At 40.9% G+C, this 14,488-nt stretch carries 16 protein-coding genes; 9 read left to right on the plus strand and 7 right to left on the minus strand.

What is annotated here, in order from left to right; all coding sequences use genetic code 11:
• Positions 1-59 precede the first annotated feature (59 nt).
• Positions 60-986, minus strand: coding sequence for a PstS family phosphate ABC transporter substrate-binding protein (locus HUJ22_RS10710; protein WP_290877170.1), 927 nt, complete (start codon positions 984-986; stop codon positions 60-62).
• Between the two features lie 240 nt (positions 987-1,226).
• Between HUJ22_RS10710 and HUJ22_RS14970 the strand changes: the two genes are divergently transcribed.
• Entirely contained in the window at positions 1,227-1,463 is a 237-nt protein-coding gene (locus tag HUJ22_RS14970) for an SEC-C metal-binding domain-containing protein (RefSeq protein ID WP_366871087.1), read from the plus strand.
• A gap of 99 nt (positions 1,464-1,562) precedes the next feature.
• On the plus strand, positions 1,563-2,210 hold the full coding sequence (gene pnuC, locus HUJ22_RS10715) for a nicotinamide riboside transporter PnuC (protein ID WP_290877173.1): 648 nt from the start codon (positions 1,563-1,565) through the stop codon (positions 2,208-2,210).
• Between the two features lie 124 nt (positions 2,211-2,334).
• On the opposite strand, the gene HUJ22_RS10720 is transcribed toward pnuC, so the two are convergent.
• From HUJ22_RS10720 to HUJ22_RS10730, 3 genes are all read right to left on the minus strand, one after another.
• Entirely contained in the window at positions 2,335-3,345 is a 1,011-nt protein-coding gene (locus HUJ22_RS10720) for a hypothetical protein (RefSeq protein ID WP_290877176.1), read from the minus strand.
• A gap of 183 nt (positions 3,346-3,528) precedes the next feature.
• Positions 3,529-4,314, minus strand: a complete 786-nt coding sequence (locus HUJ22_RS10725; protein ID WP_290877179.1) for an anti-sigma factor — start codon at positions 4,312-4,314, stop codon at positions 3,529-3,531.
• A complete protein-coding gene (locus HUJ22_RS10730; protein ID WP_290877181.1) occupies positions 4,307-4,915 on the minus strand; it encodes a sigma-70 family RNA polymerase sigma factor in 609 nt (202 codons plus the stop codon). The genes HUJ22_RS10725 and HUJ22_RS10730 overlap by 8 nt, the downstream gene beginning before the upstream one ends.
• A gap of 209 nt (positions 4,916-5,124) precedes the next feature.
• On the opposite strand from HUJ22_RS10730, the gene HUJ22_RS10735 reads away from it, so the two are divergent.
• From HUJ22_RS10735 to HUJ22_RS10745, 3 genes are read left to right on the plus strand one after another with little or no spacing between them, the layout of a single operon-like run.
• Positions 5,125-5,607: a Rieske (2Fe-2S) protein gene (locus HUJ22_RS10735; protein ID WP_290877184.1), complete on the plus strand. Its 483-nt coding sequence runs from the start codon at positions 5,125-5,127 to the stop codon at positions 5,605-5,607.
• A gap of 5 nt (positions 5,608-5,612) precedes the next feature.
• A complete protein-coding gene (locus HUJ22_RS10740) occupies positions 5,613-6,170 on the plus strand; it encodes a YceI family protein (protein WP_290877187.1) in 558 nt (185 codons plus the stop codon).
• Positions 6,171-6,210: 40 nt separating this feature from the next.
• Positions 6,211-7,056, plus strand: a complete 846-nt coding sequence (locus HUJ22_RS10745) for a DUF5777 family beta-barrel protein (protein WP_290877190.1) — start codon at positions 6,211-6,213, stop codon at positions 7,054-7,056.
• A gap of 5 nt (positions 7,057-7,061) precedes the next feature.
• On the opposite strand, the gene HUJ22_RS10750 is transcribed toward HUJ22_RS10745, so the two are convergent.
• Positions 7,062-7,676 carry a thiamine diphosphokinase gene (locus HUJ22_RS10750; RefSeq protein ID WP_290877193.1) on the minus strand — a complete coding sequence of 205 codons (615 nt, stop codon included), beginning with the start codon at positions 7,674-7,676 and terminating at the stop codon, positions 7,062-7,064.
• A gap of 73 nt (positions 7,677-7,749) precedes the next feature.
• Between HUJ22_RS10750 and HUJ22_RS10755 the strand changes: the two genes are divergently transcribed.
• From HUJ22_RS10755 to serA, 4 genes are all read left to right on the plus strand, one after another.
• Positions 7,750-8,760 carry a bifunctional oligoribonuclease/PAP phosphatase NrnA gene (locus tag HUJ22_RS10755; RefSeq protein WP_290877195.1) on the plus strand — a complete coding sequence of 337 codons (1,011 nt, stop codon included), beginning with the start codon at positions 7,750-7,752 and terminating at the stop codon, positions 8,758-8,760.
• A 59-nt stretch (positions 8,761-8,819) separates the two neighbouring features.
• Positions 8,820-9,755 carry a response regulator gene (locus HUJ22_RS10760; protein WP_290877197.1) on the plus strand — a complete coding sequence of 312 codons (936 nt, stop codon included), beginning with the start codon at positions 8,820-8,822 and terminating at the stop codon, positions 9,753-9,755.
• Positions 9,756-9,911: 156 nt separating this feature from the next.
• Positions 9,912-11,075 carry a trypsin-like peptidase domain-containing protein gene (locus HUJ22_RS10765; protein WP_290877200.1) on the plus strand — a complete coding sequence of 388 codons (1,164 nt, stop codon included), beginning with the start codon at positions 9,912-9,914 and terminating at the stop codon, positions 11,073-11,075.
• A gap of 255 nt (positions 11,076-11,330) precedes the next feature.
• Entirely contained in the window at positions 11,331-12,572 is a 1,242-nt protein-coding gene (gene serA / locus HUJ22_RS10770; protein ID WP_290877203.1) for a phosphoglycerate dehydrogenase, read from the plus strand.
• Positions 12,573-12,589: 17 nt separating this feature from the next.
• Here serA and HUJ22_RS10775 read toward each other — a convergent pair whose 3' ends face one another.
• Positions 12,590-13,366, minus strand: coding sequence for a gamma-glutamyl-gamma-aminobutyrate hydrolase family protein (locus HUJ22_RS10775; protein WP_290877207.1), 777 nt, complete (start codon positions 13,364-13,366; stop codon positions 12,590-12,592).
• Positions 13,356-14,354: an amidoligase family protein gene (locus HUJ22_RS10780; RefSeq protein WP_290877210.1), complete on the minus strand. Its 999-nt coding sequence runs from the start codon at positions 14,352-14,354 to the stop codon at positions 13,356-13,358. Before HUJ22_RS10780 ends, HUJ22_RS10775 begins: the two co-directional genes overlap by 11 nt.
• Between the last annotated feature and the right edge of the window lie 134 nt (positions 14,355-14,488).

Below are 14,488 nucleotides of genomic sequence, written 5' to 3' on the forward strand. Positions count from 1 at the left end.
ACGTACTGCCAGGTATGCATGCAATAGTGAAAATCTAAATGCGATAAAAGAAAAAAGTTTTATTGCGATTGTTCTGATATAAAAGACTCAAACTTCTCCAGCTGAATCTGGTATTCTTCATCCTGCATTGGTATATAGCCTACCGATGGGGCAAACTCTCCAGCATTTTTCAGATAATAGATAATGAAGTCTTGAACATGGTCTTTTTCAGCAGCTGTTTCAGAAACATAGATGAACAATGGGCGGGATAATGGAGCATAACTTCCATCTTTCACAGTTTCTAAAGAGGGTTTAACAGGATGACCATCCCCATTATCAACAGCTATAAGTTTTAGCTTACCCGCATTTTCTTCAAAATAGGCCAAGCCAAAAAAACCGATCGCATAGGTATCTGTCGAAACTCCCTGTACCAACACATTGTCATCTTCGCTGGCAGTGAAGTCTCCGCGGCTTGCCCCACTTTCACCTACTATGGCTTCGGTAAAGTAATCATAAGTCCCGGATGCAATACCAGGACCAAACAAGTGAATTTCTTCATCAGGCCACTCGGGACGTACCTGGCTCCATCTCATAATTTCTCCCTGGGCAGCCGGCTCCCAGATCATTTTTAATTCTTCTACCGTAAGCTCATTGGCCCAGTCATTTTCCGGATTCACCACTACGGCAATGCCATCAAAAGCCACTGACAACTCCAGATAGTCGATCTCGTTCTGTTCGGCTAATTCAATTTCGCTGGGTTTAATACTGCGTGACGCATTATTGATATCTGTTTCACTTCTTAAGAACTGCTTGAATCCACCACCGGTACCGGATACTCCAACCGTAACTCTCGTGTCTGGGGCTTCGGTCCTGTATTCTTCAGCAACTGCTTCTGTGATGGGGTAAACGGTACTGGATCCGTTAATTTTTATATCTTTCTTAGGACCCTGTCCGCAGGAGGCCATTAAGGAGGCTAAAACGATAGCTAATACTGTGTGCTTGATCATTGAAATTTATTTAATTTAAATACTATTTAGAATCAGAATTTATCATCCTCTCTTTACCCTTCTGTTATTTTAATGTTAAATTTGTTTTACCTCTATGTTAGAGAGATGTTAAGTAAGTTTTCTGAGACAGGAATTCTGCATACATAATTTCGGTAGGAGGGTTGATTATTTAACATTTTTAGTTGTTTATTAATCTGTCTTGATTTTTATTGATAGCACTTACACCTTAATTTTAGATTCATGGCCGAACATCCTAAAAGAAATGCCCCCTGCCACTGTGGTAGCAACAAAAAATATAAAAATTGTTGCATAGATAAAGATCGTTCAACTATTATTTCAAAAGCGGGAATTACAGGTCTTATACTCTTATTTCTTGTTGGAGCCTGGTTTTTGGTAACTGCTATATCTGGTGAAGATAGCACCCAAAGTTGTCCGACAGGTACCACTTGGTCGGCATCCCACCAACATTGCCATTAAGGCTTTAAATCCCCGGAATGACCTTAAATTAACTTACCAGTTCACCCTTTCCCTTCTTATCTTCACGCCTGAATTTCAGCTTTACCCAATATATTTTTTATGGAATACGTCATCGACGGTATTATTAATGGGGTCCTTAACACCACTCTGCTTGAGTGGGTTGCCGTGGGCACAGGATTGCTGAGCGTCTGGTTTTCCATGAAGGAAAATATTTGGGTTTATCCCACCGGCATCGTCAGCGTATTGATTTATGTGTACATCGCCTTTGTCTATAAGCTCTATGCTGACATGGGGGTTAATTTCTATTACTTTATAATGAGTGTATATGGCTGGTATTACTGGCTGCATCCAAAAAATGATTCCCGCGAACAGGTTCCGGTTACCATGAACAATCGAAATGAAAACCTGATCTCAGCGGTACTTACTCTCGGTTCTTTCGGAATCCTTTACTACGTATTATCTAATTTCACGGACAGTGATGTTGCTTTTTGGGACTCTCTGACCACTTGTTTTGCTATTTTGGGAATGTTTCTGATGGCCCGCAAAAAACTGGAGAGCTGGATTGCCTGGATCATCACGGATTTAATTTCCATTCCTCTCTATTTTTATAAAGAATTGGTTCTCACCAGTTTTCAGTTTCTGGTATTTACAGCCATTGCTATCGCAGGGTATCTTGCCTGGAAAAAATCGATGGAGGAGGAAAAAAAGAAAAGAGACACCCAAACATCAGCTGCAATTTCTGCATAGGCTGACACAGGTATGCTCTCCGTTTGAACCTTGCGGGAAGTTTTTAAATAGATATAATATTGATTAAATAAAAAAAGCCGGAGAGTAAATCCCCGACTTCTGAAATCACATTTTTTATTAAGGATCAGCGAGCAGTTTGTCCAAGTACCAGGTATGTAGTCAGGTCCGTAGTACTGATCGCTTGTGTGGGATCATGGACTACGAAAAAGCCATCGTACTCGTTAATGAGTTGTAAGTATTCAGTTTCATTTGTTTCCACTGTTATACTTGCTGAACCACCTGTTCCTGATACAGCATTGGCTAATATATCGCTGTTTGGTGTCTCATTATATGGAGTTCCATTCGTTGTGGTATCCGGATCGGCAGCATCATGAGAATGAACAGGGTAGTCAAAACCATCAAGGGTATTTTCAAGAGTTACCGTAATTCTGGCTTTGCCATTCAACATTTCTTCTACCATCATGGTTGCAGAAAGGTCTCTTCTATGATCACCTTCATATGCTGTATTTGGGTCGTCAAGGAGTTGTCCTTCGTTGAAAGAGTATTCAAATGACTCCGTGCGTGTTTCCGGTGTTCCTGCACCCAATGATTGTCCAAAGCTTCCCAAAACCAAATAAGTTGTGAGATCTGTGGTAGTGATGTCTTGAGTAGGATCGTGAACTACAAAGAATCCCTGGTATTGATTAACCAGTTCGTCATAAGTAAGCGTACTTTCGTTGGATGCACTCACTTGACCACCATTACCCATTAGTGCCTGAGCAAAAATATTGCCATTTGGCGTTTCATTGTATGGAGTACCATTTGGTGTCGAATTTGGATCTGCAGCGTCGTGCGCATGAACCGGATAGCTTTCACCATCAATGGTATTAAATAGGTTGACAGTGACAGATGCATTTCCACTTTCCATCTCTTCAATCATGATCTCTGCACGCAGGTTCCGTTCGTGTTCCCCTCTGTAAGCTGCAGAAACTTCTCCGAGCAGCTGACCTTCGTTAAACTCATAGGTAAAGGACTCACTTTGTAATTCCTGAGAACCGGTGACTGAAGATCCGCTGTTACACGCTGTGAACAGCGTAACGGAAAGAATAGCAAACAGCGCGGTCCATTTAAAGGTTGGTATCTTTTCGTAATTCATGGTATTAAATTTTGAATGATTATTATTTTTTTACGCCCAGTAACAGTCTCAACCGTTATTCAGGCTTTTCACCATGTAATACGAAGCAGCTTTCGAAGCGGATTGGATTTTTTTGAAATTTATTTTAACCCATTGGATAAGAGTGATTAAAACCACTAAAAAAGTGATTCATCGGGTCATTTATTATTGCTGACCAACCAGATACATGTCGCCGGTAGGTTGGGGAACCCCACCTTTTGGCTCTAAAGTCACCGCAAATGTATTTTCCAGGGGAGAGGGTGCTTCATCAAGGTGTTCAACCTTAAAGAACAGATCTGATCCAGGCTCATCAAAATTAAAAACTCCTGCACTGATCGGATTGCCTCCATCTTTAATAAGCCATAATTGATAATCTTTATCTCCGGGAGGAGGGGGTAAATTGGCAAGCTGTAAAACAGCGCGATTCTCATTGGAATCCCACAAAATCTTACCATACCCATCCGGGCTAGGTTCCAACCCTCCCATAATGATTAAATTAACCTCTCTAGCAGCTAGTACATCTAAAAATTGCTCTTGACGTTCGAGGTCATCTTTTAGTTGGGTGATAGTAGCCTGTTGTTCGTCTACCTTTTGGCTGAGGTTAAAGCTATAAAAGCCAAGCCCAAGGAATACCATCAATAAAACTGCCGCCGCTACACGATAAAAATTAAGAGGTATGATGCGGGCTGATTTTGCAGGGCCGGCAGTTTCTTCTGCTTCATCAATGGCATCCATGATCCTGCGTTTAATATCAGGGGCCGGAGTCTTGGGCTCGACCGATAAAGTCAACTCATCACCGGCTTGTTTCATTTCCCTATATAATGCCTTTTGCTCCGGAGATGCTTTTTCAAGCAATTCCTCAAAATGAAGACGGTCTTCTTCACTCAAAGCACCGAGAATATATCCCGCGCACAGAGACTCAAAATCGTTATGTAGTTCTTCTTCACTCATTAATTCCAGACGCCAATAGGTCTTTCAACTTCATCATTCCCTGTCGCATTCGATATTTAACCGTACCCAGAGGTATATCAAATTTACTTGATATTTCAGACTGTGTCATACCGTTAAAATATGCCACATACAATACTTCACGCTCTTTAGCACTCAAATTTTTCAAAGCTTTCCTAACCATTCCGGCTCGTTCAGTTAACTCAAGTTCTTCATATGGATTATTGTATTTACTCACTGGAGTCAACGTAAAGTCGTTAATTATATGGTCTTCTTTTTTACTGTCTTTATAATCTCTTGAACGGGTTCGGTCTATGGCTTTATTTCGTGCCATGGTCAATAAAAAACTGTATAAGTTACCTTTGGAGGGATCAAATTGATCCGCTTTTTCCCAAAGCTGAACAAATACTTCTTGCAGACAATCTTCCGTTTCTTCTTTTCCTTTTAATATGGTATAAATTAAACCATAGACTAGATTTTTATACTGATCGTAAATGCTGCCAAGGGCAGATTTGTCGCCCTTCTGCAACCGACGCATCCACTCTCTCTCCTTTTCAGGTGATTGAGTAGCAAATCCGATTATTAAAAAAAAGTATAAGATCACTTCTGCCTTTCTATACGAATAAATATTCAAGATGGATGGTCAACAACACTATAAACTTCCATATTGTTCTATGAGCAGAGAGAATAATCAATAATAATTGAAATTAATAGTTCACCGTTTTTTCCCATCCAGTTACTGACTTGTTTCGTACTAACCCACACAACGTAAAATTTTTTAATCAGTAAAAATATAAATCAATACTCTTTCACATGAATGATAACAGTCATAATAAATCGGTTTCGAGAAAAGACTTTTTAAGAACCGCAGGCTCTACAGCCCTCTTTGCAACCCTTGGTATCGGGTTCTTTGGATGCAGCAGTAAAGTAACAGGAAATGAACCGGATGAAGCAAAAGAACCCGGAGAAGCCATACAGGTTGAAGGAAATTCTATTACTATAAACCTCGAACAACCTGAAGTTGCAGGTTTGAGAAGTGCCGGGGGTTGGCTGCTTATAAATCAGGCTAACACGCTTGTCGTTAATGTGGACGGGGATGTCATCCGTGCCTTTACCAGTGTTTGTACACATGCCCAATGTAGCGACAGTTGGGACTTCAACAACAATGAGTTCATATGTAATTGCCATTTGTCAAAATTTGATACCTCTGGCAGGGTCACAAAAGGGCCTGCAACACAAGATCTTGAAGAGTACAGTGTGACACGAGATGTCAATATTGTAACTATAGTCAAATAACCATTATGCAAAAACTTCTTACTCTATTTTTAATCGCATTATTTATAAGCGGACTTTCTAATGCCACAAATGCACAAAGTTATATTGGTAAAGAGGGGCAGGCAGAATTCATATCCAATGCTCCATTGCTGGAATTCAAAGGTGTTAGCGGACACTTAACCGGACTTATTGATATGGAAAAGAATCTGGTTGATTTCTATCTGGATCTCAATACCTTAGACACGGGTATCAAGCTGCGAAACAGCCATATGCGTGAAAGTTATCTTGAAACAGAAGATTGTCCATTTGCAGAATTCACCGGACAGCTTGATTCTCCTTTCGATCCTGACCTGAAAGAGGAACAGGATATTACCGTATCCGGCGATTTTACGGTTCATTGTGTCACAAAAGAACTGACAGCCACCGGAACTGTTTATCCAACAGCGGAAGGATTGATGGTAAATGCTGAATGGGAAATTCTGCTGAAAGATTTCAACATAGACCGCCCCGGTGTTGCCTTTTACGAACTGGCTGAAGAACAACGAATCAACATCTCAATTTTATTGAAACCTGAAAATGATTAGAACTAAACTATGCCAAACCTGCACTGGTTTACTGACCCTCATGTTATTGTGTATTATCCCCTTTCATACACTGTATGCACAATTGGAACGTGAACGTGCTGTAAAAGAACCTGAGGTCGAACTCACTTTTATGGCTCCGCGAAATATCAATTTGTATACTGTTCATCAGGTTTCAAAAGGTGAGCTTCATTACTCCATCATGCATACATTCGGCGAAGTTAACACCGGCCCTAGAAATCTCTGGGGCATTGATCAGGGAGCAAATGTTAGGTTCAGCTTCGAGTATGGTATCGGAAAGAATATATCATTGGTTCTTGGCCGGTCAAGCATGGATAAGGTTATAGACCTGGGTACACGCATCTCTACTTTGAAACAAAAAAAGAATGGAGGGGCTCCGGTCTCCGTATCCCTGATTCCTGTGGTTGGTATAAACTCCTCTGATCTGAGTTTTCTTGACGAAGAATACCTGTTTACAGATCGACTGAATTATTCTCTTTCACTTCCAATAGCCAGGAAATTTACCCCGAATTTGAGCCTTCAGGTCAGCCCTATATTGGCCCATTTCAATAGAGTGGGTCCGGAATTAAGCCTCTCAAACCCTACAGAGAACACGTATTTTTCAACTGCTTTTTCCGGGCGTTATAAGATCAAACCAAGAACAGCACTTTCATTTCAGTATGTACCTGACCTGGGGATTGTTGAAGGTGTGGAATCAAACCTGGCAATAGGAATCGATATTGAAACGGGGGGGCATGTATTTCAAATGTTCTTTACAACATCAAGAGCATTACACGAACCCTATATAATTGCTGCTCAAAACGGCAACTTCTTCAAGCGGGAATTCCGCTTTGGGTTTAACATAAACCGTTTATTTCGTGTAAAATAATCCTATTATCGCTCAAAGAAGATTACCAGACTACCGTCTTCTATTTGGACTGAAAATTCATCTGTAATGGTCTCGTTAGACGTGCCGTCACGCTCTCCATTTTTGAGGTTTTCATTCTTCAGGGCATACATCAATCCTTCAGTGTGAATGCCTGTCACCTCACCCGATATCGGAAAAAGTGAAACGATGTTTCCAACGGATATTTTGGCTGAAAAAGTGTCTTCAATAAGTACGGTATCAAATAAATCATCCCGAAAGATGAGTTCATTGAATGAATGGTGAAACTTATTCAATACCGACATGTTTTTCAGGGAGTGATCCATCCGGCGACCAAAAGCTCCCAACACTGTGCAGGTTTTGACACCCTGTTCGATGGCATAGTTAAGAGCCTTTTCAAGGTCATTGGTTTCCTGATCCGGTTTGTAAACCACTTTAAACTTTGGACTTTCAGGAGCCTCAAAACTATCCAGATCACCAACCACTGCATCAGGCGCAAAACCATGTTTTAAAATAGTTATACAACCACCATCGGCTCCAATTAATAAATCAGCAGACGCAACCTCCGCTTTCAACAATTCTTTGGTAGGGGGAAACCCATTACTGACTATAACTGCATGCATAATGTTTACTTGGTGATATTTTATTTCTTAGATCGACATATTTTTTTCGGCTATCAACTTCCCTGTAAAATAAATGTATTTGTGCCAATCTTCGCCTATTTTTGACGCCATGGAAAATACTATGTTCAAAAGCTTTATTTCGAAGATACTTTCATATCAAAAAGTAGCTGTTATTTCGCATTTACGTCCCGACGGCGACTGCCTTGGAGCTCAAGTTGCCCTTTCTTTATGGCTTCAAAAAAATGGGGTAAACGTCTCTGCCTTTAATGAGGATTCCATTCCAAATAATATGACCTGGCTGCAAGACTTTTTTCCGGTCTCAAAACCCTCAAAAGACCAATTTGATGATTTTGACGCTTTTGTGGTGGTAGATGGAAATGCACTTCATCGCTTTGGAGAAAGTGTGGAGCTACTGTCCGGATCAAATAAACCCATTTTTATGATTGACCACCATCCCGATCCGGATGATGGGTTCGAAGAGTTTATATCGGTTGTTTCTGCTTCCTCAACTTGTGAATTGATCTATCAGCTTTATAAAGAGCATAACCCTGACCAAATTGATGATCAAGCCGCCAAAGCAATGTACCTGGGTTTGGTGACTGATACTGGTTCGTTTCAGTTCGACAGCGTTAAACCCGCAACTTTGCATGCGGCAGCAAACCTCCTTGAGCGTGGAAATTTCACCCCAAACATTATTGCAGAACGTATTTATGCTTCCCGCCCCTTACGTCAGCTAAAACTTTTAAGCCTTGCGTTAGAAACCATTCAGGTACACGGCAAAGGCCAGATTTCTACTATCTCCATCACCCGCGAAATGTTTGAAAAAACCGGGTGTAACAATGAGGATACAGAAGGTTTTGTGCAATATCCCTTAAGCATTGAAGGAGTAAAAGCTTGCGTATTGTTTCGTGAAGATGGAAACCGGATAAAACTCAGCCTGCGTTCTCAAAGCAATATTGATGTAAATAAATGGGCTCGAAAATTTAATGGGGGAGGTCATAAAAAAGCTGCCGGAGCATGGCACGAAGGACCATTGGAAAAAGCTGTTGAAGAAGTAATTGATGCAGGTATTGAACAATTATAGCTCCCCTTCTGAGTTTTTACTATTATATATGAACAGAAAGGTTAGTTAAATCAAGTGGCATGGAGAAAGACTACACATTATTGGTTATTGATGATGAGGCCCCGATGCACCTCATGCTTAATAATCTGTTAAGGGATGAGTATAATGTAGTCAATGCAAAAACAGCTCAGCAAGGCATTGATATCCTTTCTGAGAAACCTATTCATTTCATACTCTCGGATATTCACATGCCGGGGATGTCCGGCCTGGAGTTTCTGGAATCTCTTACAGCAGACGCCGAACACAGAAACATCCCCATACTTATAATGACCAGCCTGCCCACGGTTGATAAAGAACAAAAAGCCTTGGGGTTAGGTGCTGCAGATTTCATTGATAAAGCTCTTTTCAATACTGATAAAGATGAATTGCTCAATCGCATTCGAATGAAGATGGTTGCAAATGTGGACATCCCTGACCTTCCTGAAGAGCTCGTTTACGATAAGAAAGAAATTACAAAGAGCATACTTTTTGAAATCTCATCAGGCGATTTTGTAACCACTACGCAAAAACTCACCAAAATTTTGGGGCAAAAACTGAATACAGATCACCTTTCATTTTGGACTATTAACAATGAAAACGTTCAAATGCTTTTGGCCAATGGAATACAGTTGCCAAGGCGCTATGGTCCCAAAGAGCTTAAAGAAGAAGCCACTTTTAAGCTGCTTTTAGAACAAAAACGTCCTTATCTGGTCAATAATGTATTTACCTCCCAAAAAGGGATCTTGCCGGAAATGTCCCGGGATGAGGGGCTGCCGGCCGAGATTGGAATACCGTTATTTGCTTTGACAGAAAAAGAGCTTATCGAAAATAAAATGAAAATTCCGCCCAAAACCCCGCTTTTTGGATATGTAGTTTTAAAACGTAAAAAAGTTTTTACCAGTAAAGAATATAAACTTACCTCGATGTTATTGATGCAAATGGGGACCATTCTCTGGCGTTTGTATCACGACCTTTAGTTTTTTAACCCATTGGGCAATGGATAGTTTAAAACTGCGTTGAAATATTCCTTGCAAATGATTTTACTCGCTTTCTTTTATAAAAAATCAGATTCATTATACTACATGGTTAAATACGCTACTATAATTCTCCTGGTGTTTTCCATTACGGGATGCTTGCCCAATCAAGAACCAAATGAAAGTGGGAACACCCCCATTGCTTCCATTGGTCCTTTAACCAAGCCAAAAGCTGATGTTGAGCCTGACTTAGCAACCGCTCAGGCTCAGAGCCAACCCCTCATAACCATTGATGACACCCGTCGTAACGCGATCACAAATGCGGTTGAAACAGCCGGACCCGCTGTTGTAAGCATCACTGTTACTGAACTCCAACGGGGCTATACCCGGGAATTTGACTCTTTCTTTTTTCGATATTTTGATGTCCCCATTCAACGCGAAGTACAAAGTGTGGGCTCAGGATTTATTATCAGTGAAGATGGCTTAATAGTTACAAATGAACATGTAGCCAGTAAAAACTCCAAAACCATTATGGTGGCTCTTTCTGATGGAAATAACTATGAGGCCGAACTGATCGGGTCGGATGAACTGGCTGATTTATCGCTCCTTAAAATTAAAAGTGAAGATCGTTCTAAGCCTTTTCCCTATGTTAAATTTACTGATTCAGATGAAATAATGGTCGGTGAATGGACTATTGCCATGGGCAACCCTTTCGGATTGTTCGCCGATGGCCAACCTTCCGTAACGGTTGGGGTGGTAAGCGCCAAAGAACGGGATTTCAGGCCTGATCCTCAGGACCCAAGAGTTTATGTTGAGATGATTCAAACCGATGCTGCCATTAACCGGGGTAATTCCGGCGGCCCCCTGGTAAACAGTAATGGAGAGGTAATGGGTGTGAATACCTTCATTTTTACCGGTGGAACCAGCAACGGGTTTGTAGGATTGGGTTTTGCAATCCCAAGTAATAGAGTTCAAAAAATTATTTCTCAACTCAAGGAATCCGGTTCTGTTTCTCTGGATTATGATCCCGGAATGAAATTTGTTCCTGTTACCCGGCAGCTCATTATGCAATACCCTAACATTCCCCGCGTACTGGGCTTATTCGTAACGGAAGTCAACAAAAGCGGCCCTGCATACGAGTGCGGTATTATGCCCGGTGATGTAATAGTACAAATTGGGGAAGAGCGTGTCACCAGTGAAATGCATGCCTGGGCTCTGATGCGGGAATATGAAGAAGGAGAAGAAATGGAACTCCATCTTATTCGCGATAATAAACAATACAAAACCAGCATGAACCTGAGAAAACGAGTTCAGGGGCGCTAATCAATTAGTAAATCCTATTTTACCGGCACTCAATCTGAGGTCCTCCTCCCGTTAATAATTTTGCAGAATATTTTGCTTCTGCAATTGAACGGTTTTGTTAAACCGAATTCGGTAAATCAACCAACTTGTTGTGCCCGCTCAACGAATTCAGGACATACCTTCAATTTATTTAACGACTATTGTTAAAGTATCTCTTATAGAAAGCTAAATCTTTTTTTACCTTTGAGCACTCACTCATTTATCATTAATCATTTTATGACAGAAGCCAAAAACGACCTTTCCTATCCCAAAGAGCAGATCAAAGTTTTATTGCTGGAAGGTATTCATCCAAAAGCTATAGAGAACTTTGAGAGACATGATTTTGTAAATACCGAAACTCACGATGTTGCCTGGAGTGAAGAAGAGCTCCTTGAAAAAATTGAAGATGTTCAGCTCATTGGGATCCGCTCAAAAACTCATATTACTAAAAAAGTGATCGAAAAAGCCAACAAGCTAAAAGCGATCGGTTGTTTTTGTATCGGGACCAATCAGGTTGACCTTGACGCCGCAATGATGGCAGGGATTACGGTATTTAACTCCCCCTATTCAAACACACGTTCCGTAGCTGAATTAGTGATCGCGGAATCCATCATGCTTATGCGCCGTATTCCTCTTCGTGATAAAAAAGCTCATGAAGGTATCTGGTTGAAGGATGCCAGGGACAGTTATGAAGTTCGCGGTAAAAAGATCGGTATTATTGGATATGGTCATATTGGATCTCAGGTTTCCGTTTTGGCTGAGAATATGGGGTTTGACGTTCTTTATTATGATATAGAACCAAAGCTGCCAATGGGCAATGCCACCCGAATGGAATCACTTAACGAACTCCTGGAGCGTTCTGATATTGTAACACTTCACGTACCCGCCACCCCCGACACTCAGAATTTGATGGATGCCGAAAACATCAGAAAAATGAAAAAAGGCAGTATCCTCCTCAATCTCTCCCGAGGTTCGGTAGTTGATATTTCTGCATTACGAGATGCGCTTATATCCGGACATATCTCGGGAGCCGGGATAGACGTGTATCCTGAGGAACCGGAGTCTAAAGGAGAGCCTTTCAAGACTGAACTTCAAAATATTCCAAATGTGATCCTGACTCCTCATATCGGTGGGTCCACTCTGGAAGCTCAATACAATATTGGAGTTGATGTTTCTACGAAACTCATTAACCTGATCGATGACGGAAGTACCGTTGGCTCACATACTGTGCCGCCGCTAAATCTTCCCAAACAAAAAGATGCCCACCGCATTTTGCATATCCATGAGAATAAACCCGGTGTACTTTCGGAAATCAATAACCTGCTTTCAGAAATGGACATTAATATCCTGGGACAGTATCTGAAAACCAATGAACATATCGGCTATGTAGTTCTTGATATGGATAAGGAATATGACGAGCGAATCCTCAAAGAAATGAACAAGGTGAAATACACTATCAGAACACGGATCTTATACTGATTTATAGCTTTCAGTTGTCAGCTAACTGCTGCTCTCACCAATCCCTTAAAAATATTACGCTGCCGGGCGATTTGAATGAGATATTCCGGATGCCACTGCACACCAATCATAAAAGGATACTCTTGGTGTTCAAGCGCTTGGCACACATTCGTGTTTAATTCTTTGGCTGCAATTTGGATTCCTTTTCCCGGCTTATCGATGGCCTGATTGTGCAAAGCATTTACATTACAAATATCTGTTTGAAGCAGCTCGCAAAGCTTGGTTCCATCTTTTACCATGATTCTCTTCTTCGGAAAAATAGAAGAAACCTGGGCTTTTTCCCCGTAAAAACCCCGGATATCCTGATGAAGTGTGCCCTTAAAATGAACATTCATAAGCTGCATTCCTCGGCAAATCCCCAATACCGGTAAGTTTTGTTCAATGGCTTGCTCTAAAAGATTTAGCTCCAGCTTATCCCTTTCTAAATCAACAGGTGATTTTTTGGTATGCTGAAAATAACGTGCCAGCCAATACACAGGAAAAAACAATATTGATAACAGCCATTCAAATATGGTTCGTTTGTCCCTTGCCAATACCGCTCTTTCTATACGTTGTTGTCCATATTTTAAAGGTTCCACATCGGCTCCCCCGCCAATTATCAACCCGTCAATTTGATCTATACTTCTTGGCATATTTGTATTAATACGAAGCGGCTTACCCCCGGCTAAAATCACCGAAAATGCAGTGAATATCCACGCGCCCGTACCACCTTCAGTTGGACCCGTCACCCCAATTACCGGCTCCCTATCCAACATTTTGCACCCAACGATCCATAAGTTTTATCCATTTTTTTTTCATACTAAATACCGACTTGTCGTCCATACTCAAAAAAGCCCTCGAATATTGATTTAGCACTTTTTCATCATCCGCCAACTGTTCCACCAATACCCATCGATTCCATTCTTCAGCCAGCGACCAGTTTTCATCTTCAATCGAACAATTTGGCAAACGATAATGAAAGGTTGGCCGGGCCGAAGTCAGCTCTTCTTTCAATAACTCCGTAGTCAATTCTTTATTGATATACATAAATACAGGGAGCAAGTCCAAAGGACGATTTCTGGAGTTTTTGAATTTGAAATAATCCCTGATCAATGATTCTAAATCCGGCTGATAATCTTCTCTCAAAATATACCGGATATAATCCATCTCGTATTCATTAATATACGGTGTCAGCTTCCGGCTGAGATCAATATTGGCATCCTTGCGAATCCATGCATCCAGCATTACATACGCTTTCAGATGCCGGGTTAAGCTATCTACTGATAGCCGTGGAACTTCCGGATTCAAGTGTAAACCAAATGCATAAAAAAAGGAACTTCCGGTTCCTTTGGCTTTCCAGCTTCTTAATTTAGAAACAATGGAATTTAGATGATCCAGTTTCGAAAATTTAATCGGTGGGGTTATAATTTCAAATGGCACAACAGTAGACGCCATTCCGCGTAATGTTTCCTCCAGTTTCGCTTTGTTTCTTAGCTTCTCGACATTAATTCCAACCGACTTGAGTACCCTCTCATACTTTTTATTAAGGAACAAACTCGCATCCAATTCCAATGAGAAAACTCCAAATCTGGAATTATGCACTTTATATTCGTAACCGCTGACTTGCTCAATCTCTCCACCATAAAGTTCCACCACCATATCAGCCGCGTCCTTCATCTCTACTCCCGTAAATTCAAACTCGAATCCCACAGAGCGTTCTTCGCCGTCCTGATTTTTTAAATGTGGTGGTGTTTTAAACTTCAATGTGATTTAATAAATAGTCTTAGATGTATACGTTAAACAGATTGCCGCAAGGTTTCAATCCAAAATTTTAAAACTATATATAGTACCCCGTATCAAAAAATTAATTTTATTACTTCATTTCTTAATCATTCTCA

Origin of the sequence: Gracilimonas sp. (assembly GCF_014762685.1) — a bacterium.
Taxonomy (GTDB): Bacteria; Bacteroidota; Rhodothermia; order Balneolales; family Balneolaceae; genus Gracilimonas.